The sequence below is a fragment of the Vibrio sp. 947 genome (assembly GCF_033339115.1).
Taxonomy (GTDB): Bacteria; Pseudomonadota; Gammaproteobacteria; order Enterobacterales; family Vibrionaceae; genus Vibrio; species Vibrio alginolyticus.
Genome location: NZ_JAWOTX010000023.1, coordinates 45,190 through 70,138, shown reverse-complemented (window position 1 = coordinate 70,138; position 24,949 = coordinate 45,190). Strand labels below are relative to the sequence as shown.

The 24,949-nt window shown below is 47.4% G+C and carries 21 protein-coding genes; 15 read left to right on the top strand and 6 right to left on the bottom strand.

Going from position 1 to position 24,949, the window contains the following annotated elements:
• Positions 1 to 15 precede the first annotated feature (15 nt).
• The 3 genes from R7Q39_RS22755 to R7Q39_RS22745 are packed head-to-tail and all read left to right on the top strand — an operon-like array spanning position 16 to position 3,102.
• Positions 16 to 897: a glycine betaine ABC transporter substrate-binding protein gene (locus R7Q39_RS22755; protein WP_318076903.1), complete on the top strand. Its 882-nt coding sequence runs from the start codon at positions 16 to 18 to the stop codon at positions 895 to 897.
• A gap of 4 nt (positions 898 to 901) precedes the next feature.
• Positions 902 to 1,738, top strand: a complete 837-nt coding sequence (locus R7Q39_RS22750) for a nitrilase-related carbon-nitrogen hydrolase (RefSeq protein ID WP_017634273.1) — start codon at positions 902 to 904, stop codon at positions 1,736 to 1,738.
• A gap of 14 nt (positions 1,739 to 1,752) precedes the next feature.
• Complete coding sequence (locus R7Q39_RS22745; protein ID WP_318076902.1) at positions 1,753 to 3,102, top strand: MmgE/PrpD family protein; 1,350 nt, start codon at positions 1,753 to 1,755, stop codon at positions 3,100 to 3,102.
• A 36-nt stretch (positions 3,103 to 3,138) separates the two neighbouring features.
• On the opposite strand, the gene R7Q39_RS22740 is transcribed toward R7Q39_RS22745, so the two are convergent.
• On the bottom strand, positions 3,139 to 4,095 hold the full coding sequence (locus tag R7Q39_RS22740) for a GlxA family transcriptional regulator (protein WP_237306086.1): 957 nt from the start codon (positions 4,093 to 4,095) through the stop codon (positions 3,139 to 3,141).
• 154 nt (positions 4,096 to 4,249) lie between these two features.
• Between R7Q39_RS22740 and R7Q39_RS22735 the strand changes: the two genes are divergently transcribed.
• The 4 genes from R7Q39_RS22735 to R7Q39_RS22720 all read left to right on the top strand — a co-directional run bounded on the left by R7Q39_RS22735 (position 4,250) and on the right by R7Q39_RS22720 (position 10,268).
• Entirely contained in the window at positions 4,250 to 5,143 is an 894-nt protein-coding gene (locus tag R7Q39_RS22735) for an alpha/beta hydrolase (protein ID WP_318076901.1), read from the top strand.
• A gap of 58 nt (positions 5,144 to 5,201) precedes the next feature.
• Entirely contained in the window at positions 5,202 to 6,071 is an 870-nt protein-coding gene (locus tag R7Q39_RS22730) for an amidohydrolase family protein (protein ID WP_017821063.1), read from the top strand.
• A 55-nt stretch (positions 6,072 to 6,126) separates the two neighbouring features.
• The gene (locus tag R7Q39_RS22725) at positions 6,127 to 9,174 is read left to right on the top strand and encodes an FAD-binding and (Fe-S)-binding domain-containing protein (RefSeq protein WP_318076900.1); all 3,048 of its coding nucleotides are present in this window, start codon (positions 6,127 to 6,129) and stop codon (positions 9,172 to 9,174) included.
• Positions 9,175 to 9,389: 215 nt separating this feature from the next.
• Positions 9,390 to 10,268 (top strand): DMT family transporter, encoded by an 879-nt coding sequence (locus R7Q39_RS22720; RefSeq protein ID WP_053303726.1) that lies wholly within the window; start codon positions 9,390 to 9,392, stop codon positions 10,266 to 10,268.
• A gap of 46 nt (positions 10,269 to 10,314) precedes the next feature.
• On the opposite strand, the gene R7Q39_RS22715 is transcribed toward R7Q39_RS22720, so the two are convergent.
• The 5 genes from R7Q39_RS22715 to R7Q39_RS22695 all read right to left on the bottom strand — a co-directional run bounded on the left by R7Q39_RS22715 (position 10,315) and on the right by R7Q39_RS22695 (position 15,332).
• Positions 10,315 to 11,223, bottom strand: coding sequence for a hydroxymethylglutaryl-CoA lyase (locus R7Q39_RS22715; protein ID WP_318076899.1), 909 nt, complete (start codon positions 11,221 to 11,223; stop codon positions 10,315 to 10,317).
• A complete protein-coding gene (locus R7Q39_RS22710) occupies positions 11,223 to 12,062 on the bottom strand; it encodes an enoyl-CoA hydratase-related protein (protein ID WP_017821060.1) in 840 nt (279 codons plus the stop codon). The genes R7Q39_RS22715 and R7Q39_RS22710 overlap by 1 nt, the downstream gene beginning before the upstream one ends.
• A 29-nt stretch (positions 12,063 to 12,091) precedes the next feature.
• Complete coding sequence (locus R7Q39_RS22705; RefSeq protein ID WP_262635908.1) at positions 12,092 to 13,696, bottom strand: carboxyl transferase domain-containing protein; 1,605 nt, start codon at positions 13,694 to 13,696, stop codon at positions 12,092 to 12,094.
• 25 nt (positions 13,697 to 13,721) lie between these two features.
• The gene (locus R7Q39_RS22700; protein WP_318076898.1) at positions 13,722 to 14,891 is read right to left on the bottom strand and encodes an isovaleryl-CoA dehydrogenase; all 1,170 of its coding nucleotides are present in this window, start codon (positions 14,889 to 14,891) and stop codon (positions 13,722 to 13,724) included.
• A 66-nt stretch (positions 14,892 to 14,957) separates the two neighbouring features.
• A complete protein-coding gene (locus R7Q39_RS22695; protein ID WP_262635907.1) occupies positions 14,958 to 15,332 on the bottom strand; it encodes a MerR family transcriptional regulator in 375 nt (124 codons plus the stop codon).
• 275 nt (positions 15,333 to 15,607) lie between these two features.
• Between R7Q39_RS22695 and R7Q39_RS22690 the strand changes: the two genes are divergently transcribed.
• From R7Q39_RS22690 to cyoA, 8 genes are all read left to right on the top strand, one after another.
• Positions 15,608 to 16,819: an acetyl-CoA C-acyltransferase gene (locus R7Q39_RS22690; RefSeq protein WP_262635906.1), complete on the top strand. Its 1,212-nt coding sequence runs from the start codon at positions 15,608 to 15,610 to the stop codon at positions 16,817 to 16,819.
• 23 nt (positions 16,820 to 16,842) lie between these two features.
• The gene (locus R7Q39_RS22685; protein ID WP_238972472.1) at positions 16,843 to 18,336 is read left to right on the top strand and encodes a CoA-acylating methylmalonate-semialdehyde dehydrogenase; all 1,494 of its coding nucleotides are present in this window, start codon (positions 16,843 to 16,845) and stop codon (positions 18,334 to 18,336) included.
• A gap of 19 nt (positions 18,337 to 18,355) precedes the next feature.
• Positions 18,356 to 19,510, top strand: coding sequence for an acyl-CoA dehydrogenase family protein (locus R7Q39_RS22680; RefSeq protein ID WP_318076897.1), 1,155 nt, complete (start codon positions 18,356 to 18,358; stop codon positions 19,508 to 19,510).
• A 38-nt stretch (positions 19,511 to 19,548) separates the two neighbouring features.
• Entirely contained in the window at positions 19,549 to 20,334 is a 786-nt protein-coding gene (locus tag R7Q39_RS22675; RefSeq protein ID WP_025767665.1) for an enoyl-CoA hydratase, read from the top strand.
• A gap of 8 nt (positions 20,335 to 20,342) precedes the next feature.
• The gene (locus R7Q39_RS22670) at positions 20,343 to 21,482 is read left to right on the top strand and encodes an enoyl-CoA hydratase/isomerase family protein (RefSeq protein WP_025767666.1); all 1,140 of its coding nucleotides are present in this window, start codon (positions 20,343 to 20,345) and stop codon (positions 21,480 to 21,482) included.
• 11 nt (positions 21,483 to 21,493) lie between these two features.
• Positions 21,494 to 22,399: a 3-hydroxyisobutyrate dehydrogenase gene (gene mmsB, locus R7Q39_RS22665; protein WP_005375775.1), complete on the top strand. Its 906-nt coding sequence runs from the start codon at positions 21,494 to 21,496 to the stop codon at positions 22,397 to 22,399.
• Between the two features lie 110 nt (positions 22,400 to 22,509).
• Positions 22,510 to 23,268, top strand: coding sequence for an SDR family oxidoreductase (locus tag R7Q39_RS22660; protein WP_005375778.1), 759 nt, complete (start codon positions 22,510 to 22,512; stop codon positions 23,266 to 23,268).
• Between the two features lie 798 nt (positions 23,269 to 24,066).
• Entirely contained in the window at positions 24,067 to 24,948 is an 882-nt protein-coding gene (gene cyoA, locus R7Q39_RS22655) for a ubiquinol oxidase subunit II (RefSeq protein WP_005388604.1), read from the top strand.
• The last annotated feature ends 1 nt before the right edge of the window (position 24,949 follow it).

The following is a 24,949-nucleotide window of genomic DNA, read 5'->3' as shown; positions in this document are numbered from 1 at the left end:
AGACAGGAGTCAAACATGTTGAAGCAAATTACTCGCCGCTTGCTGGCCGTTGGTGTACTGCTTTCAAGTTTTCACGCATCTGCGGAAATCGTCGTAGGTGGTAAAAACTTTACAGAACAACAGCTTTTAACGGAAATTACGTCTCAATATTTAACCCAAAAAGGCTACGACGTTGATAAACGTTCGGGCATGGGCAGCGCGGTTTTGCGAAAAGCGCAAGAAAACGGACAGATTGATCTTTATTGGGAATATACGGGCACATCACTGATCATTTACAACAAAGTCAAAGACAAGCTCCCAGCAGAGCAAGTGTATCAACGCGTTAGGGAACTCGATGCGAAGAAAGGCCTAGTTTGGCTTAACCCTTCAAAAGCGAACAACACCTACGCGCTCGCTATGCGCAGTGACGATGCGAAACAACGTGGCATCTCAACCTTGTCCGAGTTTGCCGAGCAAATGCGCCAAGACCCGCCAATGACCATTGCTTTGAATGCGGAATTCTATGCACGAAAAGATGGCTTCCGACCTTTACAGAAAACCTACAAATTCAAAGCTTCACGAGACCAAGTGAAACGCATGGATACGGGGTTAACTTATGATGCTCTGAAAGGGAAAGAAGTCGATGCTGCGCTTGTATTTGCAACAGATGGTCGTATCAAAGCATTGGGTTTTACCGTTTTAACGGATGACAAACAGTTCTTCCCTGATTACGCGATCACTCCTGTGGTTCGCCAAGAAACGCTAGATGCGAACCCAGAGCTTGCCGAGCAAATGAACGCGCTTTCTGCGGCGATCGATGGCGATACGATGTCGACTTTGAATCAACAAGTTGATGTGGAGCGACGTTCGATCTCAGAAGTCGCAAGCCAGTTCCTATCTGAGCATAACTTGGGGTAATACCATGACTATCCTGCAAGTCAGTGTGGCCCAAATCAACGCCCAGTTAGGCGATGTGAATGCCAATCTGAATATTCATCAGGATTACATAAAGCAAGCTGCGGCCTTGGGGTCGCAGCTATTGCTGTTTCCTGAACTCTCCTTGACCGGATACCAGCTCCAATCTTCTGTGCGTGAAGTCGCCATGAAGCGTGATGATGCTCGGCTTAAAGTGCTTGCGCAACTTGCACCGCACATGTCCGTGATTGTCGGCTTTGTTGAACAGGCCGCTCCGGGAGAATACTACAACGCGATGGCTTGGTTGCTCGGTGGTACGGTGGTTGCTGTGCATCGCAAAGTCAATTTACCAACCTATGGTGGGCTTGAAGAGGGTAAGTGGTTTCATTCGGGAGAGGCTACCACCAGCGTTTCTCTTGACGAAAATTGGCGAGGCTCGGTTTTAATTTGTGCCGATTTATGGAATCCACCTTTGGTTCATTGCGCGCTACTCGATAAGCCTGACATCTTGCTCGCGCCGATCAATTCGGCCAGCAGTATTGTCAGTAAAGACTTTTCCAATGAAGACAACTGGTTAGTTAACGTTAAATTCTATGCGGTGCTCTACGGAACCCCAGTTTTGATGGCCAATCGTTACGGGCCAGAGGGCGAAGCGTGGTTTTGGGGGGGAAGCTGTATTTTGTCTGCAACGGGTGAGCTATTGGCGCAGGCAGAAGACGGTGAAACCTTGATAACTGCGACTTTGTCATTGGACGATATTGATAAAGCCAGGTTCGAGCTGCCTACCGTGCGAGACAGCAATACACCATTAATCACAACGCTATTGTCGAAGGCAAAACGCTAAAACTGGAGCAGTAGATGATGCAATCTATTCATCGATTTATTCACGAATTAACCTTTGAACAGCTTCCTGCTGACGTTATTGAACAAGCGAAATATTGCGTCTTGGATCTGTTGGGTGTCGCCGCAGCAGGTAAAGCGACGCAACTGCAAAATATGGTAGCTAAACTCGCGCAGAAGCAGTTTGCCGGTGATACGCCGATGCTGTTTTCTGATCACACGGCCAGTGGTTGTGGGGCGACTCTATATGGCGGCATGTTGATTGACAGCATGGACGCGCACGACGGCCAAGTCCTGACGAAAGGCCATGTTGGCGTCGCTGTTTTGCCGGGGCTGCTCGCCAGTATGCATGAGTCAGCGATCACGGGAGAAGAGTTATTAACGTCCCTCATCATTGGCTACGAAATTGCAACTCGCGCCGGAATCGCGCTGCATCAAACCGCTTGTGACTATCATACTTCTGGTGCTTGGAATGCGTTGGGCGTCGCTGCGGTGTCTGCAAGAAGAAAAGACTTAACGGATGCACAAACAGAGCATGCGCTCGGCATTGCCGAGTTCTATGGCCCGCGCAGTCAAATGATGCGTTGTATTGAACATCCAACCATGCTCAAAGACGGCTCTGGCTGGGGAGCGATGGCGGGCTTCGCTAGTGCAGAGCTGGCAGAAGAAGGATTTACTGGCGCGCCAGCCGCGACTCTGCTGGACCAACAAACTCACGCTTTGTGGGCAGATTTAGGGCAGCGCTGGTATATCCTGGAGCAATACTTTAAACCGTATCCGGTTTGTCGTTGGGCTCAACCCGCGGTTGAAGCGGTGAGAGCACTGCAACAAGAAAATAAACTAAAACCTGATGAGATTGAACTTATCGAAGTTCACAGCTTTCACCAGGCGGTGTGCCTGCATACCAAGCGCCCTGAGACAACCGAGCAGGCTCAGTACAGTTTGCCATTTTCTGTCGCGAGTGCGGTCATGGATAATACGGTCACGGTAGAAGCCGTCACCAAAGGACTGAAAGATCCTGCTCGCTTGGCACTTACGGAACGGATGAAGTTAATTGAAGAGCCTGCATACAATGATAAGTTTCCAGCCGAACGTTGGGCGCATGTCGTGGTGACGTTGAAAAATGGCGACAAACTGACTTCACCTCCCTGTATTGCGCGAGGTAATCCTGAAAATCCGCTTAGTCGAGGCGAGATGCGAGGTAAGTTTCGTACTTTGGCAGAGAAAGAACTGCCCGCCTCGCGCGTGTCAGCGATAGAAGAGGGCTGTTTGCAACTTGATAAAGCCAGTAAAGAGCAGGTAATTGCTTGGCTATCATTGCTTTACCAAGGCACGTTGTCCGATAAGCCGTCTGACACATCACGATGAGATCGAAGAGATCGAACTCCTTTCTCTTACTCAATCTTAAGCTAAACGTCGCTCTTCACGCGGCGTTTTTTCATAGCGTTTTTTGTAGCAGCGCGCAAAATACGATGTAGAACTGAACCCACAAGCGGTGCTGATTTGAGTGATGGACAGCATGGTTTGCAACAACAAATGTTGAGCGCGTTCTAAGCGCAATTGAAGGTAGTAATTGCCTGGTTTGTCTTGCAAGTATTGCAAAAATAACCTTTCCATCTGCCTGACCGATAACCCTACTTGCTCGCCAATTTCATAGCACTTTAGCGGCTCTTCCATGTTGGCTTCCATGATCTCTACAGCGTCGAGCAGGCGCGGGTGGCGGATGTTGTGCTTACGGATTAACGACATCCGCTGTTTATCATGCGCGGGTCGAATCGCAGGGTGAATGCATTGCTCTGCCACTTGATTCGCCAAGTCACTCCCATGTTGGTTTGTAATTAAATGAAGCATCATATCCAAACCGGCTAAGCCGCCCGAACAAGTTGGTGTGCGTGGGTCGAATTCGTACAACTCACTGGTCACGTTAATGTTTGGAAACTCCTCTGCCAGGCTGTTGGCGGACTCCCAATGCACGGTACACGTTTTGTTTTTTAACAGGCCAGCTTTTGCTAACAATACGCTGCCTGTCGAAGTCGAGCCCACAGCGATGCCTTGACGAAGCGCTTGCTTTAACCACTGATTCACCGAGCCACTCGCAGCAGCAACGTGGGCGCCAATACCCGCTACAACCAGCAGAAAGTCTAAATGAGCAATGTTGTTGACTGACTGCGTTGGCGAGAATGAAACGCCATTACTGGCCGACACTTCTTTATCTTCGAATCCATAAATATCCCACTGATACAAATCGCAACCAGCGAGGCGATTTGCCATTCGAAGAGGTTCGATAACTGCCGAAAAAGAGAGCATCGAAAAATCAGGAATAAGGAAAAAACCAATGCGATACGTGTGTGTCGTTTTCATTCTCTGTGGTCACCAAGTGGGCAGTTCATCTATGTCGTATTTCTGGATAAGAATGTCGCAATTGTTAAATTATTGCTATCAAAATTCGAACATGATGTGACTTAAGACAAGGAGTTCTTTGTCGAGCATACACATTCATTTGGACGAGATAATTATGATTGAACAAAAAGCCCCAGTAATTAGTGATGGTCTACGCCTTGATGGCGCTTTCTTTACTGACGAGAACGTTAACAACCCAGACTTACCGATCGTTATTGTCTGCTCAGGCTTTACTGGGCAAAAAAATATTCACCCAGAGCGTTACGCGAGAGCCTTAACTGCGAAGGGCTTTACGGTATTCGGATTTGACTACCGTGGCTTTGGTGAATCTGAGGGCATTCGTGAGCGAGTTATTTTGGATGAACAAGTACGCGACATCGCGAACGCGGTTGCGGTTGTGAAACAGCGCGCTGACGAGGAATGCCGCAAAGTCGTACTGGCTGGCTGGGGCATGGCGGGTGGATTAATTCTTGATGCTTACCGAGTTTGTCAAGATGCGATTGATGGCCTTATCTCCATGAACGGCTTTTATGATGCGGTACGTGTTCAGGTTGCTCAACGTGGCGAGCACGGTTGGAAAGCGTTCCGTCAATTTATGTTAGAAGAGCGTACACGTCTTGCTCTTGGTGGAGAAAAGCAGGGGATTGATCCATTTGAAATCTACCCGCTTGACCCAGTAAGCCGCGAATATGTATTCACTGAACTGGTCAAAGCACCGGGCTACGGCGTGACATCTGATCTGGATTTTGCGGATTCTCTCATCAATTTCAAACCGGAAGCCCTACTGGACGAGCGATTTGCAGACGCGCCAATCTTGATTGCGCACGGTGCAGAAAACGATCTTCACCCAGTGACCGAAGCAAAGTCGCTGTACGCGAAATACCCTGGGCCGAAATCTCTATTCTTACTGCCTGAAGGTGGTCACACCGAGTGGATGTTGGACGACGATCCTAAGTTTATTCAGTTCTCTGGCGTGATCGCGAACTGGTTGAGTGAGAACTTCAGTTAAGTCTTCAAGAGGTGCTTTCGTTGATGGCACCTCTACCTTTCTGACAGGATGATTTTCGATGAGCATAATTCCATTTTGTGAAGCGGCGGACCCATTTGTAAATAAACCAACAATCGCGATTCCTGAAGGCGCGGTTGATTGTCATGCCCACGTTTTTTCTTCACGTTATCCGTACTGTGAAACGCGAACCTACACGCCACCCGATGCCAGCGTCGGCGCGTACCTGCATTTGCACCAGCAATTAGGCATCCGTCATGGCGTGCTGGTTCAGCCGAGTGTGTATGGCAATGACAACCAGTTGCATCTTGATACATTACGGTATTTACGCCAGCAAGGTTACGACTACAAAGGCGTCGCGGTCGTGGATGCGGATGTGTCCGAGCAAACGCTGGATGAGCTACAAGAAGCCGGATTTTGTGGGGTGCGGATGAACCTGCTGTTTAAAGGTGGTATTGAGTGGCGTGATGTTGAACGTTTAGCGGCTCGCCTTGCAGAGCGACACTGGCACCTTCAATGCTTAATTGATGTTTCGCAGTTTGATGACTTATATCAGCGATTAAGGGCTTTACCCGTGCCCGTAGTGATTGATCATCTTGGACATATGCCAACAAACAAGCTGATTTCTCATCCTGGTTTTCAAACCTTATTGAAGCTTAAGGCCGAAGGGAAAGTGTGGACAAAATTGTCGGCACCGTATCGTTTGTCGCTTCAATCTCCGCCTTATGATGACGTTTCTTCGTTTGCTCAAGCTTTGTTAGAAGCGAATGAAGAGCAATGCGTCTGGGGCTCGGATTGGCCTCATCCATGTTTTGCTGCTGAGATGCCAAATGATGGCCAGCTATTAGATACCTTGTGGCACTGGACGCAAGATACGACACTGTTTAGCAAGATTCTGGTCGATAACCCCAAGCGCCTCTACCGCTTTTAACTCCACATTCATGTTATGAACCTAAAAAGACAACCGTAAGGCACTGATTCAAATTATGCTTCCTGCACTTCCGCTACAGGTTTCCTCTGATCCTGTGGTTATCAAGTTCTTTAACACCCTTAAACAGCTTGGTTTCAAGGGGGATACTGATGCTCGCTATACCACTCGATTGAGTATGGCGACTGACAACAGCGTCTACCAGCAACTTCCGTTGTCGGTCGTCTTTCCTGCCAACCATCATGATGTGGTAATACTTGGCAAGGTCAGTGCTCGTGATGAATTTAAACACTTGACCTTTTCGCCCAGAGGAGGCGGAACGGGCACCAACGGACAATCTTTGAACTCGGGGATCGTGGTTGACCTGTCTCGCTACATGAATCGAGTGTTAGAGATCAACGAGCAGGAAGGTTGGGTGAGAGTGGAAGCTGGGATAGTCAAAGATCAACTCAACGACATCGTTCGCCCTTATGGTTATTTCTTCTCGCCAGATCTGTCGACCAGCAACCGCGCAACATTAGGTGGGATGATTAATACTGATGCATCAGGCCAAGGCTCTTTGCAATATGGTAAAACCTCGGATCATGTGTTGGAGCTCAAAGCCGTATTGGCAGATGGCTCGGTGCTCGATACCGAAGCAATTCAACAAAACAAACGGTTAAACTGTGATGTAGTATCGCGAGCGTTAAAAATTACGGAGGAAGTTTGTCGAGACAAGCGTCAACAGATTCTGGATAAGTTTCCTCCTCTGAATCGCTTTCTTACTGGTTATGACCTAAAAAATGCCATCAACGACAAGAGTGAAGAGTTTGACGTCACGAGAATATTATGTGGCTCTGAAGGCACGTTAGCTTTTATTACTGAAGCCAAGCTCAATCTTACGCGAATACCTACTACGCGACGGTTAGTGAACGTTAAATACGATAGTTTTGATTCTGCATTGCGAAATGCTCCCTTGATGGTCGAAGCAGAGGCGCTATCGGTTGAGACAGTCGATGCAAAAGTACTCAACCTTGCAAGAGAAGACATTGTCTGGCACTCGGTAAAACACGCGATCTCAGACGTGCAGGGCAAAGAGATGCAAGGGATTAACTTTGTCGAGTTCGCAGGCAGTCAAAGCGATGATATTGAGGATAAAGTTGAACGCTTACTTTTAATTCTTGATAAAGAAATCGTTCATCGACGCAGTGGTATCATCGGCTATCAAGTCTGTCGCGACCCCAAAGACATCCAAGCTATTTATGTAATGCGCAAGAAAGCGGTTGGGCTGCTTGGCGCGACTAAAGGTCAGGCAAAGCCGATTGCATTCGCGGAAGATACCTGTGTGCCGCCTGAAAATTTGGCGGACTTTATCGCGGAATTTCGTACGTTGCTAGACAGCAATAACCTGCATTATGGCATGTTTGGGCATGTGGATGCAGGCGTTCTTCACGTGCGTCCAGCGCTCGATATGTGTGACCCCGAACAAGAAGCGTTGATGCATCAACTGTCCGATGATGTGGTCGCGCTGGTGGCAAAATACAATGGTTTAATGTGGGGAGAGCACGGTAAAGGATATCGCTCAGAATATGGACCTGCCTTCTTTGGTGATGAGCTCTTTACTGAATTAAGGCGTATTAAAGCGGCGTTTGACCCCGACAATAAAATGAACCCGGGCAAGATTTGCACGCCACTGAATAGCGACGCTGAAATGGTAAAAGTCACAGCGACCAAGCGTGGCTACTATGATCGTCAGATCCCCGTAGAAGTCCGAGAGTCGCTTAAGCCCGTACTGTCTTGCAATGGCAATGGGCTGTGTTTTAATTACGATGCTGATAGCCCAATGTGTCCATCATTTAAAGTGACAGCCGATCGTCGCCACTCTCCGAAAGGGAGGGCGGGGATAATGCGTGAATGGCTGCGTCGCCTTAATGACAGTGACTTCGATTTGCTCGCTAACGAACAGCAACTTCTCAATCAAACGTTATCGGTTAAGCTTTTGGCTCAGAAGCTGAGTAAGTTGATATCTCGCCCCGATCCTGATGATTTATCGCATGAAGTTTATGAGGTGATGAACGGTTGTCTAGCGTGCAAAGCGTGTGCGAGTCAGTGTCCTGTTAAAGTTGATGTGCCTGATTTTAGAGCGCGTTTTTTACACCTCTATCACTCTCGTTATCGTAGACCTCTGCGCGACTATCTGGTGTCGAATATTGAGCAACTGCTGCCGATTATGGCAAAAGCTCCCAAGCTGGTTAATCAAATTGCATCTAGTAGGCCTGTTACGCAAGTATTAGAGACATCCATCGGTTTTATTGATTCGCCAGTGCTATCGATCCCTACGTTGCAAAGTCGATGTCAGGCACTTGGAGTGAGCCCGTTTGACTTTGTGTATCAAGCATCGCTTTCCCCAGAAGTGAAGCAAAATTACGTCTTGATTGTTCAAGATCCATTTACCAGCTTTTATGAAGCCGAGTTGGTTGCGGACTTTATTCAGTTATTGCAGCGGTTAGGGAAACACCCTGTTGTTCTGCCTTTCAAACCCAATGGGAAAGCTCAACATGTAAAAGGTTTCCTTAAGGCATTCGCCAGAAATGCACAAAACACCTCGGATTTTCTCAAACAAGTTGCTGAGGTTGAAATTCCTATGATCGGTATCGATGCAGCCTTAGTGCTTTGTTATCGTGATGAATACCATCAGGTTCTAAAAGAGAAGCGAGGCGAATTTACAGTTTATACGGCTCATGAATGGCTGGTGGATACACTCAACGAATGGCCAGCTGTACGCGCATCAGATGAAGAGCCTTGGTATTTGATGGCGCATTGCACAGAAAAGACCAAAATACCGGATACTGAGAAATCTTGGCAGTCTATTTTTCAGCACTTTGGCTTAAATCTGCAAGTCATACCTACGGGATGTTGTGGCATGGCTGGGACATTCGGACATGAAGTGGATAAGAAAAGTACGTCTGAAGCTATATATCAGCTTAGTTGGAAACCGAATATAAAGAACCTGCCCACTGAGCGTGTGTTAGCCACGGGGTACTCCTGCCGCAGTCAAGTTAAGCGTTTTGAAGGGGAGGTAGTTCGACACCCGGTACAGGTTTTAGCCAGTTTGCTTGCTGTATAGAATGCTAAAGTAATTTAGTATGCGAAAAGGCTTGCCTTAAGACTTTGCCTGCATTTAATGTATCTAGCAGCAGAACTTCAATCTGCGTGACAACAATACAGGAGAGGATCGGGCTTTCACTTTTTCGCTCGACACAAACCCCTTTCAAATTTACACAATAGCGCAGTAAAACTCTCTTGCTGCGCTATTGTGTGTTCCATATTTTGTGAGTACTTATGTTTAACTCAGAACGCAAAGCGACGGTTATTCTGGTTGCGACGACGATGATCGCGGCACTTGGCTGGATATTCTCTAAGGAAACAATACAGGGTTTACCACCTTTTGGCTTTATTGGGGCGCGATTTACTATCGCTTCGCTCTGCTTACTGCCTCTATGTTACCGACCTTTGCTGAAAGCAAACTTAAAAGATGTGCTTTCTGCTGGTGGTGTCGGGCTCCTGTTAGGCAGTGCCGTTATGACATGGATTTACGCTATTTCTATCAGTGATACTCTCGGGGAAGGCGCATTTATCATGAGCCTTTCCATGCTGTTTGTGCCGATTGTTGCATGGGTTATGTTTCGTCAACGACCACAACGAATTTTCTGGCTTTCTTTGCCTATCGCTGTATTAGGTCTTGCTTGTCTTTCTTTAGTTGGTGGCTGGAAACAATCGGCCAGTCAATTGTGGTTTCTTGGTGCAGCACTGGTTTTGGCGCTTCATTTTAATGTGAACAGCAAATACTCTCAAAAACTACCTGTGCTGCTGCTTACTTGCGTGCAACTTTTTTCAGCAGGTTGTTTAGGTTTGTTGGTTTCATTTTTTATGGAATCTTTCCCGGCAGAGGTGGACTCCTCTATTTGGTGGTGGTTTGCGTTGAGTACCTTATTAGCGACGAGCTTGCGTTACGTAATGCAAACCATGGGGCAAAAATTTGTTCAGGCAGGTAACGCTGCTCTAATTATGATATTAGAACCAGTTTGGACGGTTATTCTGAGCGTGCTGTGGTATGGCGAAGTGCTAACGGCAAATAAATTAGTAGGTTGTGTGCTTATCTTATTTTCTTTAATTATTTACCGTACTGGCGGGCGGTTTCGCTTCACTACTCGAAAGTAGAGCAAATTAACTTGGGTTGGGAGAATTTGAGGTGCCGGATGGCCTTCTACGAAAGTGATAATACGCGGTTACGCAATGCTAATGACACTTTTGATGTAGGCTGCCGACCCAGCTCTTCGCTGATCATCCAGCCAGCTTTAGCCAGTAGCTCTAAGTCGATCCCCGTTTCTATTCCTAATCCTTGGCATAAATATAGTACATCCTCCGTTGCGACATTTCCTGATGCGCCATGAGCGTATGGGCATCCACCCAGCCCGGCTACACTACTGTCGATGGTATTGATGCCCATACTCAGTGCCTGATAAATGTTGGTGAGAGCTTGTCCCCATGTGTCGTGGAAATGGACAGCAAGCTGGGGAAGAGGTGCAACCAACATGACGGCTTCTAGCATAGCAGCGATACGGTTTGGCGTGCCTGTACCGATTGTGTCGCCTAGAGACACCTCATAACACCCTAAATCGATGAGTGATTTGACCACGCTCGCCACTTGTTTAGGGGCTGTCGGGCCATCGTAAGGGCAGTCGGCAACGCAGGATAGATAGCCACGAACCGGGATGCCGTGTTTGGTGGCTAATCGCATTACAGGTTCGAAGCGAGTTAGGCTTTCTGCAATCGAGCAATTGATATTGTGTTGGCAGAATCCTTCTGAGGATGAAGTGAAAATCGCGACCTGATTGGCGTCAGCCTCCAACGCTTGTTCTAAGCCTTTTAGGTTTGGTGTCAGGGCAGAGTAGGTAACATGATTTCGCCGTGTTATTGCTTTCATGACCTCTATTGAGTCCGCCATTTGTGGCACCCACTTGGGTGAGACAAAAGAGCCCGCCTCAATATGAGTTAGCCCAGTATCAGAGAGTAAGTTGATCAGCCGGATTTTAGTCTGGGTCGCAACAGGAGATTCATTTTGCAACCCATCTCTAGGACCTACTTCGACAATCTTTACTTTTGAAGGCAGCATTACTTGTCCTGTGACTTGGTGACCCAACTTGGGCTACGTTTTTCAAGAAACGCTTGCAGCCCATCTTGACCTTGGGGTGATACTCTAATGTCCGCAATGAGCTTGCTAGTATAGTGAATCAGTTGTTGATCGATGGGGTTTTGATGACATTGATGGCAGAGCGTTTTCGCTTTACGCATCGCATCTGGGCTATTAAGTAGCAACGTCTTGATTACGCTATCGACCGCATTTTCAAGCTGTTTGGCTTCTTTCACTTCGTGCACAATACCAAACCGTTCGGCATCTTCGGCTGAAATGACTTCACCACTTAAGATATAGCGTCTAGCTTGTCTATTCCCCATCGCGCGCATGACGTAAGGCGCAATGGTCGCTGGAACTAAACCAAGCCTAACTTCACTTAAGCAAAAGTTGGCACTTTGGCTTGCGATGGCGATATCACTACAACAAATCAACCCCAAAGCGCCACCATAAGCGGAACCTTGAACAACTGCGATGGTGGGTTGAGGGAACGAATCTAATGTTTCCATGAGTCTTGCCAAGTTTTGGGCATCAACGAAGTTATCTTGCCTCGTGCTGTCGGCCATCGACTGCATCCAATTCAAATCGGCCCCGGATGAAAAATGCTTACCGTTACTTCTTAATACCAAGCACCGCACATCCGTTCGTAAAGCGAGATAATCTAGGCGGTGGATCAGCAAGTCGATCGTACAAGCGTCAAAAGCATTGTGTTTAGCTGTTCTGTTTAGGGTAATGGTCGCTACGCCATTATCATCGACATGCCAAAGAACATCATCTTGCCTTTGGGCGTTGGGAATAATGCTTGGTTGCATTTCCTGCATACTTACTTCCTTAATTCATCTTTGGATATTTACATTCTGAAGACGCCAAACTCGCTATCAGGAATGGGGGCGTTTAATGCTGCCATTAACGCTTGACTCAACACCTGGCGCGTTTTTTTAGGGTCAATAATTCCGTCATCCCATAGCCGAGCACTCGCAAAATAGGGATGTCCTTGTGTTTCATACAAGTCTATGATCGATTCTCTAAAAATGTGCTCTTCTTGCTCTGACCACGCTTCCCCCTGACGTTCCTTCGCGTCTTTTCGAACTTGTGTTAAAACGCCTGCTGCTTGTTCTCCGCCCATCACAGAAATACGCGCGTTCGGCCACATCCACATCATGGTTGGATCATACGCTCGGCCGCACATGCCGTAATTACCAGCGCCGTACGATCCACCGATGATCACGGTAAACTTCGGCACGTCAGCACAAGCGACGGCCATCACTAGCTTGGCGCCATGTTTTGCGATGCCTTCTTCTTCAACCTTTTTTCCGACCATAAAGCCGGTAATGTTTTGGAGAAAGAGAAGCGGTGTTTTCCGTTTGGCGCACAGCTCAATAAAGTGCGCGCCTTTTTGTGCCGATTCAGAAAACAAGATACCGTTGTTTGCCACAATACCAATCAAGTGTCCTTGAATACGAGCGAAGCCACACACTAGCGTTCTGCCGTACAAGGCTTTGAATTCGTCGAAATCAGAATCATCGACGATGCGGGCAATAATTTCTCGAACGTCGAATGACAGTCGTAAGTTGGCATTCACAATTCCGTAGATTTCTTCTGCGTCGTAGCGGGGAGAAAGCACGGTGTTTTCTGGCTTAACAGGTCTTGTTCTATTGGCATTGGCAATGGCTTCTCTCGCAAGCATTAGGGCATGTTCATCATTTTCAGCGTAATAATCTGCGACACCAGATTTTCGACAATGCACGTCTGCACCGCCGAGCTCTTCACCCGTCACGACTTCGCCAGTGGCCGCTTTCACCAAAGGTGGCCCCGCCAAAAAAATGGTGCCTTGCTCTTTAACCATAATGGACACATCCGCCATGGCAGGAACGTACGCGCCCCCAGCAGTGCAAAGCCCCATCACAACAGCAACTTGGGGGATGCCTTTCGCCGACATTCTCGCTTGGTTAAAGAAAATGCGACCAAAGTGTTCTTTGTCGGGGAAGACGTCGGACTGATGAGGGAGATTTGCGCCACCGGAGTCCACCAAGTACACGCAGGGGAGTTGGCAACGTTGGGCAATCTCTTGCGCTCTAAGGTGTTTTTTTACCGTGAGTGGGTAGTAGGTTCCGCCTTTTACCGAAGCATCGTTGGCGATGACCATGCATTGAATCCCCTCTATGATACCAATGCCGGCGATAACACCAGCGCAGGGGATCGCTTCGTCATACACTTGCCAGGCGGCAAACTGGCTGATTTCAAGAAAGTCAGTGTTGTCATCAAGCAAGCGCGCGATGCGTTCTCGTGCGGGGAGTTTTCCTTTTTGCCTCTGGTGCTCAATGGCTTTTTCACCGCCGCCCTGTTTGATGGTCTCGATGTGTTGATTAAGTTGAGTGACCAACGTTTCCATCACGGCTTTATTGGAAAGAAATAACTCGTCAGTTGGCTTAGTTTTACTTTTGATAATGGCCATAATGACTTCCTTGTCGTATGTTCCGTTAGCGAGATTCTTCGAACAGTTCTCGGCCTATTAACATGCGGCGAATCTCTGAGGTACCCGCGCCGATTTCATAAAGCTTTGCATCACGTAGCAAACGACCAGCAGGGTATTCATTGATGTAGCCATTCCCACCGAGCAGTTGTATTGCATCGAGTGCCATTTGTGTGGCGAGTTCTGCACTGTACAAAATCGCGCCAGCGGCGTCTTTGCGTGTTGCGTTACCTCGTTCACAAGCCGCTGCGACGGTATATACATACGCTTTTGCTGCACTCATTCGAGAGTACATATCGGCGATCTTGCCCTGAACTAACTGAAACTCGCCAATGGATTTTCCAAACTGCTCTCGTTCATGTACGTACGGGACCACAATGTCCATGCAAGCTTGCATTATCCCGAGTGGTCCGGCAGCAAGGACGACGCGCTCGTAATCCAGCCCACTCATTAACACCTCGACGCCTTTATTCAACTCGCCAAGAATATTCTCTTTTGGCACTACGCAATGGTTAAATACAAGTTCGCAAGTATTCGAGCCTCTCATGCCTAGCTTGTCCAGCTTTTGAGCATGAGTGAAACCTGCGAAGTTACGTTCAATAATGAATGCGGTAATGCCACGTGAACCTGCGCTGACATCCGTTTTAGCGTAAAGCACCACTACGTCAGCATCGGGCCCGTTTGTTATCCACATTTTGTTGCCATTCAGTACAAAATGGTCGCCCTTGTTCTCCGCTTTCAGTTGCATGCTTATCACGTCTGAACCTGCATTGGGCTCACTCATCGCTAGGGCGCCAACGTGCGTACCATCAATGAGTTTTGGAAGGTATTTTTCGCGTTGAGAAGGCGTGCCGTTACGAAAGATTTGGTTGACGCACAGGTTAGAATGAGCGCCGTAGCTTAAAGCGACAGACGCAGAGGCACGGCTGATTTCTTCCATGGCAACAACGTGAGCGAGGTATCCCATGCCTGCACCACCAAGCTCTTCATCGACGGTCACACCAAGCAACCCCATTTCTCCCAACAAAGGCCATAAATGATTCGGGAACTGGTTATCGCGGTCTATCTCAGCGGCGATGGGCGCAATATGTTCCGTAGCAAAGGCATTAACGTGTTCTCGGAGCATATCGATGGTATCACCAAGTCCGAAATTGAGTGGGGTATAGGTGCTTTTCATAACGTCTCCCGGTATCAGAGGTAAGGTGGAAAAGCCTGTAGCGGTGTTGCTAATTGAGTATAGCGTTTATGTCTGCTTGCTTTTGAGTGTTTGAATACAACGCTCCTTAGCGGCATTCAACTCTGCCATAACGACGCTGATGTCGTTGAGTTGTTGCTGTAGGACGGCTTGTTTCTCTTCAATGATATTGAGCATTTTCAATAACTGTCCGTCGGTTTGTTGCATGTCGTAGAGCTCGAAAAGTTCACGAATTTCTGCCAACGAAAAACCGAGTCGTTTCCCTCTTAAAATCAGTTTGAGGCGAATTCTATCCCTGCGTTGATAAACGCGCATATTGCCCTTTCGCTCTGGTTCAATCAGACCCACGTCTTCATAAAACCGGATACTGCGAGTAGTAATATCAAACTCCTTGGCGAGGTCACTGATCTTGTATTTTTCCATAACATACTTACCTCGAATAAAAATCCAGTTTCTGGAAATCGAACCTTAAATGGGAAGGCCGAACATCAACTTTGAAATATAAACGTCTGCTTGGTGTGTTTTTTCATCTCATTGTAAAGGCTAGTGCTATGCTTACGTAAACGTCAAGAAATCGCGGAATGAAAGTTTGTTAGTGAAAAAGGCGATAAAGGCTGGTGTGGCGCTTGGTGAGTAATTCTATGTAGGGTGTCATCAGTCTGCCAAGTGTTCACATATACCTTAAGGGAATGCGAATCATGGGAAAAGACATCTGGATTGTCAGCGCGAAAAGAACGCCAATTGGGCGCTTTCAAGGCAAGTTGCAAACTTACTCTGCTCCTCAATTAGGCGCACTGGCGATCAAGGCGGCAATGCACGAAGTGAATGTGACTTCGGTGGATGAAGTGTTCATGGGATGTGTGCTTCCAGCAGGGTGTGGACAAGCTCCTGCTAGGCAAGCATCTATGGGGGCAGATCTTCCTTTGGGCGTAGGGTGCACCACCATTAACAAAGTGTGTGGCTCTGGCATGAAGAGCGTCATGTTAGCGCACGATCTCATTAAAGCTGGAACGATTCGCTCTGCCATTGCTGGTGGTATGGAAAGTATGACCAATGCGCCGTATTTGCTGAGGGAGGCGAGAAAGGGAATGCGTATGGGGCACCAGTCTACGTATGACCACATGTTTCTCGATGGGCTACAAGATGCTTACGAAGGGCACTTAATGGGTGTTTATGCTCAGCAAGTCGCTGACAGGCTTAAGTTCACCAGAGAGCAAATGGATGAATGGGCCGTGATGTCGGCAAAACGTGCGTTGGAAGCTCAAGAGCGAGGCTTGTTTGCCGATGAACTTTCGCCGGTTTCACTCAATACCAAGTCAGAACAAGCGGTGCTGGACTACGATGAGCACCCTCGCTCGATTGACCTTGGTAAAATTCCTCAACTCAAACCTGCATTCGATGAAAAAGGTACGGTGACCGCTGCTAATTCGAGTGCCATTTCAGATGGCGCAGCGGCTTTTGTGCTTATGGATGAAGACACTGCGCGTCATCAGGGGCTTAAACCACTTGCGATCATCAAGGCGCACTCTACACATGCCAGAAAACCTGCAGAATTTACTTTGGCACCCGTCTACGCAATTGAGCAACTGCTGTTCCAGCTAGATTGGTCAATTTATGAAGTGGACCTGTGGGAAATCAATGAAGCCTTTGCCGTCGTGACACAAATAGCGGTGGCGGAACTTGGACTAGATACGAGCAAAGTAAATATTAAAGGTGGAGCTTGTGCGCTTGGGCATCCGATAGGGGCTAGTGGCGCACGAATTCTTGTGACATTGATTCACAGTTTGCGTCAGCTACAAGCGCTAGGCACCAATGGTGATCTCGAAGCCAAAAAAGTGATGCGGGGTGTTGCGTCACTTTGTATCGGTGGTGGAGAAGCCACGGCGATAGGCATTGAAATACCGCTTTAATTGAAATTAGAAAGGAGTAAATGATGACTCGTTTGGTTCCCTTGTTTATTGGTGGCGAGTTTCGTGAATCTCAAACATCGGATTGGGTTGAGGTAACCAATCCCGCCACTAATGATGTCATTGCGTACGTTCCATGTTCCACAGAGCACGAGATGGAAGCCGCCATTGATAATGCGAAAGAGACATTCCAATCTTGGAAGGAAGTGGCAATATCCGAGCGTGCCCGAGTTATGCTGCGTTATCAGCACTTGCTCAAAGAGCATCATGATGAGCTTGCCACACTGCTTTCTCATGAAACGGGTAAGATTTTAGCGGATGCCAAAGGCGATGTGTGGCGTGGTATCGAGGTGGTTGAGCAGGCTGCAAACATTGCCAGCAATATGATGGGAGAAACCGTCGAAAACGTTGCCACGGATATTGATAGTTACTCAATGATTCAGCCCCTAGGTGTGTGTTGCGGCATTACGCCGTTTAACTTTCCAGCCATGATTCCGTTGTGGATGTTCCCAATCGCTATCGCTGCGGGCAATACGTTTGTGCTCAAACCCTCCGAACAAGTGCCATTGACCTCTATTCGTTTAGCTGAACTATTTGAGCAAGCTGGCGCGCCGAAAGGAGTGTTGCAGGTCGTTCATGGCCGCAAAGAGCAAGTCGACTTTCTTCTGGCTCATCCTGATATTCGAGCGGTGTCATTTGTTGGCTCGGTTCCCGTTGCCCGTTATATCTACACTACAGGGACTAAACATTTTAAACGGGTTCAAGCTTTTGCTGGTGCAAAGAATCACATGGTGATCATGCCTGATGCAAACAAAGATCAAGTGGTGAATAACCTAATCGGAGCCTCCGTAGGGGCTGCGGGGCAGCGTTGTATGGCAATTTCTGTTGCGGTATTTGTCGGCGATTCAAAACAATGGATTGCGGACCTGAAACTGGCGATGGCGAAAGTACACCCAGGGCCTTGGGATGATGAACAGGCTGCTTATGGCCCACTGATCAGTGAGCAAGCCAAGCAACGCGTATTGGACCTAATCGAAGATGGCAAACAACAAGGCGCAGTGTGTGAACTCGATGGCAGTCAGTGTGAAGTGGACGGCTTTCCCGATGGAAACTGGATTGGCCCAACCTTGTTTAGCGGTGTAACAGCGAACATGTCGATTTACACGCAAGAGATATTTGGCCCTGTTTTAGTTTGTATGGAAGTCGAAACGTTGCAAGAGGCCATTGAGTTAGTGAATCGCAACCCTTACGGCAACGGAACTTCTATATTTACTGCTAATGGCGCTGCTGCGAGAAAATATCAGCATGACATTCAAGTCGGTCAAGTGGGGATTAATGTGCCAATTCCAGTCCCTTTACCATTTTTCTCCTTTACTGGTTGGAGAGGCAGTTTCTATGGTGATTTACATGCGTATGGTAAACAAGCAGTGCGTTTTTATACCGAGACCAAAACGGTGACGGCACGTTGGTTTGATGACGATATTCCAACGGGGCTCAATCTGACCATCCAACTGCGCTGAGTGAATAAAAGGAGCTTTTATGGACTTTGAACTTAATGAAGATCAACGTGCATTTGCCGATACCGCTCAACAATTTGCCGATGAGCGTTTAGCACCGATGGCGGCGGAGTGGGATGAAAAGCAGATCTTCCCCAAAGACGTATTGAGAGAGGCGGGGGAACTGGGGTTTCTCAGTCTCTACACTCCAGAAGCGCAAGGTGGCCTAGGGCTGAGTCGCTTGGATGCTTCAATTATCTTTGAACAACTGGCCATGGGATGTACGTCCACTACGGCGTTTATGACGATTCACAACATGGTCAGTTGGATGATAGCCAGTTTTGCTACCGATGAAGCCAAAACGCAGTTCTGTCCGAAATTAGTTACGGGGCAGTGGTTAGGCTCCTATTGCTTAACCGAGCCTAATACGGGATCGGATGCCGCTTCGTTGGCCACAACCGCGAGCAAAAAAGGTGATACTTACGTGCTGAATGGCGGCAAAACCTTTATCTCTGGCGCAGGAGAGACAGATGTTTTGGTCGTGATGGCGCGAACCGGAGAAGCGGGTGCCAAAGGCGTGTCCGCATTTGTTATTCCTGCTCACGCTGATGGTATCAGCTATGGGCGCAAAGAACCCAAAATAGGTTGGAACAGCCAACCAACACGAGCGGTTACTTTTGAAAATGTCGTTATTCCAGCTAGCCATTTACTGGGCGAAGAAGGGCAAGGTTTTGTCTTTGCGATGAAAGGGCTTGATGGAGGGCGTATAAATATTGCGACCTGTTCCGTCGGTACGGCTCAACAGGCCCTTAATCAGGCGGCACGGTACGTTCAAGAACGTAAGCAGTTCGGCAAGTCGCTTGCGCAGTTTCAAGCCTTACAATTCAAATTGGCAGACATGGCGACAGGGCTAGTGGCTGCGCGGCAGTTGGTGCGCTATGCCGCCAGTAAACTCGACCGAAATGACCCTGATGCTACGGCTTATTGCGCGATGGCAAAACGGTTCGCAACCGATGTAGGTTTTCAGGTTTGCGACCAAGCGCTGCAGCTTTATGGCGGCTATGGTTACATCAAAGAGTATCCAATGGAGCGTCATTTCAGAGATGTGCGTGTGCATCAAATTCTGGAGGGAACGAACGAAATTATGCGCTTGATCATCGCGCGCCGTTTGCTCTCTGAGGAATCGGCCTTGCTGTAGCGAAGTATTGGATTTGCTCATTGAGAAAGGATTCAGATATGCCATTAACCCAAGAAGCCATTCAACATACGATCACTAATCACGTTGCGGTGGTGACAATGAACAACCCGCCAGCCAATACGTGGACAGCAGAGAGCCTCAAGGTACTGAAGTCGCTGATACTCACACTTAACAATGATAAGCAGGTCTACGCACTGGTTTTAACCGGCAGTGGAGAAAAGTTTTTCTCTGCTGGTGCAGATCTCAAGCTATTTTCTGACGGTGACAAAGCGGTTGCGTTAGACATGGCGCGATGCTTTGGTGAAGCCTTTGAAACGCTCTCGGAATTTCGTGGTGTTTCCATTGCCGCCATTAATGGTTACGCCATGGGCGGAGGTTTAGAAGTGGCATTAGCTTGTGATATTCGAGTAGTTGAAGAGCAAGCGGTACTTGCTTTACCAGAAGCCAAAGTCGGACTTTTGCCCTGCGCTGGCGGTACCCAAAACCTCACAGCGTTAGTAGGGGAAGGCTGGGCAAAGCGTATCATTTTATGTGGAGAGCAAGTCAGCGCTGACAAAGCAAAAGAACTAGGCCTAGTTGAGGAGTTGGTTCCCAAAGGTGAAGCTTTAAGTAAAGCGCTGGAACTTGCTGAATCTGTTGCGAACCAGTCGCCATCTTCTGTCGCCGCATGTAAGGCGCTCATTCAAAATATGCGCTCTGCGCCACTTCAGCACGGCTTAATGAAAGAGCGAGAGTTGTTTCTGAATCTTTTTGATACGGAAGATCAAGTCGAGGGTGTTCGCGCCTTTTTAGAAAAACGCCCACCGCAATGGAAAAACCGATAGGAGGCCACATGGCAGGGATGGTAACCATCAGTGAAATAGAGTGCTTAGATGGCGTGCACCGCATTGGTATCGCAACGTTAGACAACACCGCTTCATTGAATGCATTGACGTATGACATGTTAGTCCAACTTAACGATCAGCTTATCAAGTGGCAAGACGATCCGCATGTGACTTGTGTGGTACTCACTGGCGCTGGAGAAAAAGCATTCTGTGCTGGTGGTGATGTTCGAGCTATGTATCACGTCATGCATAACGAGAGTAAAGAAAAAATCGTAGAGTTCTGTACGAACTATTTCTCGTTGGAGTATGAGTGTGACTATCTCATCCACACTTACAACAAACCCATTATCGGTTGGGGAGAAGGTATTGTCATGGGCGGTGGGATGGGGCTTTTTATGGGAACCAGCCATAAAGTTGTGACAACAACATCACGCCTTGCTATGCCAGAAATCAATATCGGACTGTATCCTGATGTGGGAGGTACGTGGTTTTTAAGCCAGATAGATCCGCAAGTGGGCTTATTCCTCGGATTGACAGGTTCAATGGTAAATTCAAGTGACGCTGTCACTATTGGTTTGGCCGATTGGTTACTGTTGGAAGAGCAGTATCCCACCTTACTGGATGAGCTAAAGCGGCTCCAGTGGGGCAAAGAAGATGCGAAAGAGTTGGTAACTGCGCTACTACAATTAATGGAAGAACAGGTTATTGATAGCAAACCAACCACGCAAATTTGTCCATACTTAGATCAGATAGAGGAAGCGTGCAAAGGCTTTGATCTTAATGCGATAGCACAGCGAATCATGGCTATCGACGGGAACAGTCAGTGGATAGAAAACGCGAAACAAACGTTCGCATCGGGCAGTCCGATCACCGCGCATATTTGCTTTAGACAAGTGAAAGAGTACCACAGCTTACCGCTTGCAGATTGCTTCCGTTTAGAGTTGAGTTTGTCGGTTCGCAGTGCCTTATTAGGTGAGTTTAAAGAGGGCGTCCGTTCTCGGCTCATTGACCGGGATGGCGAGCCGAGCTGGATATTTAACAGTGTCAGTGAAGTCGATGAAGATGTTATCGATACTTTGTTTACCTCGCTTTGGTCAGATAACGAGCATCCGCTTGCTAATTTGGGTGAACAAACACTAGGTCAATAAGGAGAATGATCATGAGTACCATCGCATTTATCGGTTTAGGAAGGATGGGGCATCCTATGGCGCAAAACTTACTCGCGTCTGGATTTAACGTGCAAGTATTCGATGTCGATAGCGAAGCCGCAAAGCAACTAGTACCTTTTGGTGCGGTGGTGGCGAGCTCTATCGAAGAGGTAGTAGATGGTGCTAGCACAGTCATCACGATGCTACCAGCAGGGTCTCACGTTCGTTCCGTGTATCTTGGTGACTTACACGGTGGCGTAGGTGTCCTCAATCTTGTCTCGCCAAGTACCTTGATGATTGATTGTTCAACCATTGATCCGGACTCTGCGCGATTAGTCGCCAATGAAGCGGCAAATAAACGCGTGTTGTTTGTCGACGCGCCCGTTTCGGGGGGCGTTGCTGGCGCTAAAGCGGCGACATTAACCTTTATTGTTGGTGGTTCGGATCAAGCGTTTTCTAAAGCCAATGCGATTTTGCAGTATATGGGAAAAAATGTTTTCCATGCTGGCAAAGCAGGCGATGGTCAAATGGCAAAAATCTGTAACAACCTTATGCTCGGCATTTTAATGTCTGGTACGTGCGAGGCATTAAACCTAGGTATCGATCATGGACTCGATCCAAAAGTGCTATCAAACATCATGCTGCAAAGCTCTGGCCGAAATTGGGCATTGGAGCTTTACAATCCTTGCCCAGGCGTGATGGACAGTGCGCCAGCCAGTCACGATTACCAACCGGGCTTTATGAGCAAACTCATGCTAAAAGATCTCGGCTTGGGGTTAGATGCGGCGTTACAAACACATTCTTCGGTTCCGATGGGGTCGTTAGCGCGCAACTTATATTCTTTCCACAACGCGAGCGGCCACGGCGAGCTCGATTTCTCAAGCTTATTTGAGTTATACAAGAGTAAGAAAGGCTAGACCGAGTTTTGTGACAAACCAGCCCGAGATGGTGACGTAAAATGCGCATCATTTCGGCCAACTTAGACTGGTTGAGGTATAGAACATTACGAGCTATGGAGTGCACCAATATGGACATAAAAAGTAGTGTTATTGCCATTACAGGAGCAGGGCAGGGGCTTGGGCAAATGATGGCCATTACCCTTGCTCAAGCTGGCGCTGATTTAGCGTTGTTGGATGTAAACGCCAGTGGCTTAATGGAAACACAAGAGCAGTGTCGAATGCTGAGTGCGAAAGCGTTGACATATCAAGTGGATGTCACCAACGAAATCGACGTTGAAACCACGTTTGAAGCGATTATCCAAGATTTTGGTCAACTCAATGGGTTAGTCAATAACGCTGGCGTGTTAAGAGATGGGTTACTTGTAAAAGCAAAAGATGGCGTGATCAGTAAGATGTCTTTGGATCAATTCAACTTGGTCATGAACGTTAACGTGACAGGAACGTTTTTGTGTGGGCGTGAAGCTGCCGTCAAGATGATTGAGAGTGGCTCCCAAGGCGTTATCATCAATATTTCTAGTGTTGCGAGAGCAGGGAATATCGGACAAACCAATTATTCTGCGTCAAAAGCGGCGGTCGCGACCATGGCGACAACATGGGCTCGTGAGCTCGCAAGATACGGTATTCGCGCGGCGGCGGTTGCACCAGGTGTAGTTCATACCGCGATGGCAGAGCAAATGAAACCCGAAGCCATAGAGCGATTAGAAAAGATGATCCCAGTTGGCAGGATGGGCGAAACAAGCGAAATCGCGCATGCAGTAAAATACATTATTGAGAGTGATTACTTTACTGGCAGGGTTTTAGAAGTGGATGGCGGCATTCGTATGTAAGTGATCACTGAAATAAGGCTCTGATAGACCTGAATAATAAGTCTCTTTCCATTTCAACATTTTCTATGTTGTGGAGTGCTCATTCTGCGCAACCCAAATGTATTTACAACTTATGTTTGGATTTACCTTGAGAATGATTTCTCACAATCCAATAAAGAGATGTAAATACCACTCAAATATTAAGTGAAATCATTAATTTGATGCTGGTCACACTTTTGGTTTTTTAGTTTCCGCTTCTCATTAAGGCTATCTGCGTAAATGAAGTTGATAGTCAGTCTCATCAATTTTAAGTTTCAACTATTTGTTTTTAAATAATTAATTGTTGAAGCACGAGAAATTCGTGTTGAGGTTAATATTCGATTTAAAGTGTGTAACTTCCATTAATGGAAGGTTAGTTTCCAGTTGTGGCTAATGAGCTTTAACTTTTTACTCCTCATAATGCGCCAAATGTAACATAGTGTTTCAAAGTGTAACAATAAACTCACACTAAGAGTGTGGTTTTGATCTCCACTCAATTCCGTTTTGTTTCGCTCTGAGCCCGACGTTACTCATGCTCAACACATAAACATTCTAATGACTATAACAACTGGTTCTTGGCTTGATATCAATCGTATCGTAGCAAATAACGGTTCATTCTAGCTGGTTAAATGCTTGATGACGAAGTTGAAAAATTGTAAGTAGAATAAATACTTATCGAAGTTTTTTCTTGTTCTCATACATTACCTCTGCGCTATTTGTGAGCTTTTATTTACTTTGATTGGCATCTGCTTTGAAACCAGACAACCATCGAGAAAGTTAATGGAAGCCTCAAGATATAAACGCATCTTGTCGAGGGGAAGTTTGGCGTCCGTCATACTTATGCTCTCAGGATGTAATTCAGCTTTACTTGACCCCAAAGGTGCCATTGGTGTGCAAGAAAAAGAGTTAATTATTACTGCTCTTTTGCTGATGTTGATCGTTGTAATCCCTGTGATTTTAATGACGATTTACTTCGCTTACCGATACCGCGCCTCTAACACTGAAGAAGAGTACGCACCCGAGTGGTCACACTCGACCAAAATCGAAGTGGTGGTATGGACAATTCCAATCATCATCATTGCGATTCTTGCGACGATCACATGGCGTTCGACTCATGAACTAGAGCCATCCAAACCTTTGGAAAGTGATGTTAAACCAATGACCATCGAAGTGGTGTCACTCGATTGGAAATGGTTGTTCATCTATCCAGAAGAAAACATTGCGACGGTGAACTATGTGGCGTTCCCGAAAGACGTGCCAGTGCAGTTCAAACTGACTTCGGACAACATCATGAACGCGTTTTTCATCCCTCGCTTAGGTACACAGATCTACGCGATGCCAGGCATGGTAACCAAGCTCAACCTCATAGCGAACCACGAAGGTGACTACAAGGGTTTTGCATCGAACTACAGCGGCGAAGGCTTTTCGCAAATGAAGTTCACAGCTTCAGCAATGTCTGATCGTGCTGCGTTCCTAAATTGGGTGCAGAAAGTGAAGGCGAGCCCTGATCGTATTGAAGATTGGGAGCAATACAGCTCACTGGCAGCGCCAAGTATCGCAGAGCCAGTCACTTTGTTCTCTAGCGTTCCTCCGTTCTTGTTCACCGACGTTGTGACTCAGCATCCTGGTTCAATGAACTGTTTGCCTGAAAACCAAGGATAAT

Coding starts and splice junctions, on each gene's coding strand:
- R7Q39_RS22755 (WP_318076903.1), top strand. CDS start 16: ATGTTGAAGCAAATTACTCGCCGCTTGCTGGCCGTTGGTGTACTGCTT.
- R7Q39_RS22750 (WP_017634273.1), top strand. CDS start 902: ATGACTATCCTGCAAGTCAGTGTGGCCCAAATCAACGCCCAGTTAGGC.
- R7Q39_RS22745 (WP_318076902.1), top strand. CDS start 1,753: ATGATGCAATCTATTCATCGATTTATTCACGAATTAACCTTTGAACAG.
- R7Q39_RS22740 (WP_237306086.1), bottom strand. CDS start 4,095: ATGAAAACGACACACACGTATCGCATTGGTTTTTTCCTTATTCCTGAT.
- R7Q39_RS22735 (WP_318076901.1), top strand. CDS start 4,250: ATGATTGAACAAAAAGCCCCAGTAATTAGTGATGGTCTACGCCTTGAT.
- R7Q39_RS22730 (WP_017821063.1), top strand. CDS start 5,202: ATGAGCATAATTCCATTTTGTGAAGCGGCGGACCCATTTGTAAATAAA.
- R7Q39_RS22725 (WP_318076900.1), top strand. CDS start 6,127: ATGCTTCCTGCACTTCCGCTACAGGTTTCCTCTGATCCTGTGGTTATC.
- R7Q39_RS22720 (WP_053303726.1), top strand. CDS start 9,390: ATGTTTAACTCAGAACGCAAAGCGACGGTTATTCTGGTTGCGACGACG.
- R7Q39_RS22715 (WP_318076899.1), bottom strand. CDS start 11,223: ATGCTGCCTTCAAAAGTAAAGATTGTCGAAGTAGGTCCTAGAGATGGG.
- R7Q39_RS22710 (WP_017821060.1), bottom strand. CDS start 12,062: ATGCAGGAAATGCAACCAAGCATTATTCCCAACGCCCAAAGGCAAGAT.
- R7Q39_RS22705 (WP_262635908.1), bottom strand. CDS start 13,696: ATGGCCATTATCAAAAGTAAAACTAAGCCAACTGACGAGTTATTTCTT.
- R7Q39_RS22700 (WP_318076898.1), bottom strand. CDS start 14,891: ATGAAAAGCACCTATACCCCACTCAATTTCGGACTTGGTGATACCATC.
- R7Q39_RS22695 (WP_262635907.1), bottom strand. CDS start 15,332: ATGGAAAAATACAAGATCAGTGACCTCGCCAAGGAGTTTGATATTACT.
- R7Q39_RS22690 (WP_262635906.1), top strand. CDS start 15,608: ATGGGAAAAGACATCTGGATTGTCAGCGCGAAAAGAACGCCAATTGGG.
- R7Q39_RS22685 (WP_238972472.1), top strand. CDS start 16,843: ATGACTCGTTTGGTTCCCTTGTTTATTGGTGGCGAGTTTCGTGAATCT.
- R7Q39_RS22680 (WP_318076897.1), top strand. CDS start 18,356: ATGGACTTTGAACTTAATGAAGATCAACGTGCATTTGCCGATACCGCT.
- R7Q39_RS22675 (WP_025767665.1), top strand. CDS start 19,549: ATGCCATTAACCCAAGAAGCCATTCAACATACGATCACTAATCACGTT.
- R7Q39_RS22670 (WP_025767666.1), top strand. CDS start 20,343: ATGGCAGGGATGGTAACCATCAGTGAAATAGAGTGCTTAGATGGCGTG.
- mmsB (WP_005375775.1), top strand. CDS start 21,494: ATGAGTACCATCGCATTTATCGGTTTAGGAAGGATGGGGCATCCTATG.
- R7Q39_RS22660 (WP_005375778.1), top strand. CDS start 22,510: ATGGACATAAAAAGTAGTGTTATTGCCATTACAGGAGCAGGGCAGGGG.
- cyoA (WP_005388604.1), top strand. CDS start 24,067: ATGGAAGCCTCAAGATATAAACGCATCTTGTCGAGGGGAAGTTTGGCG.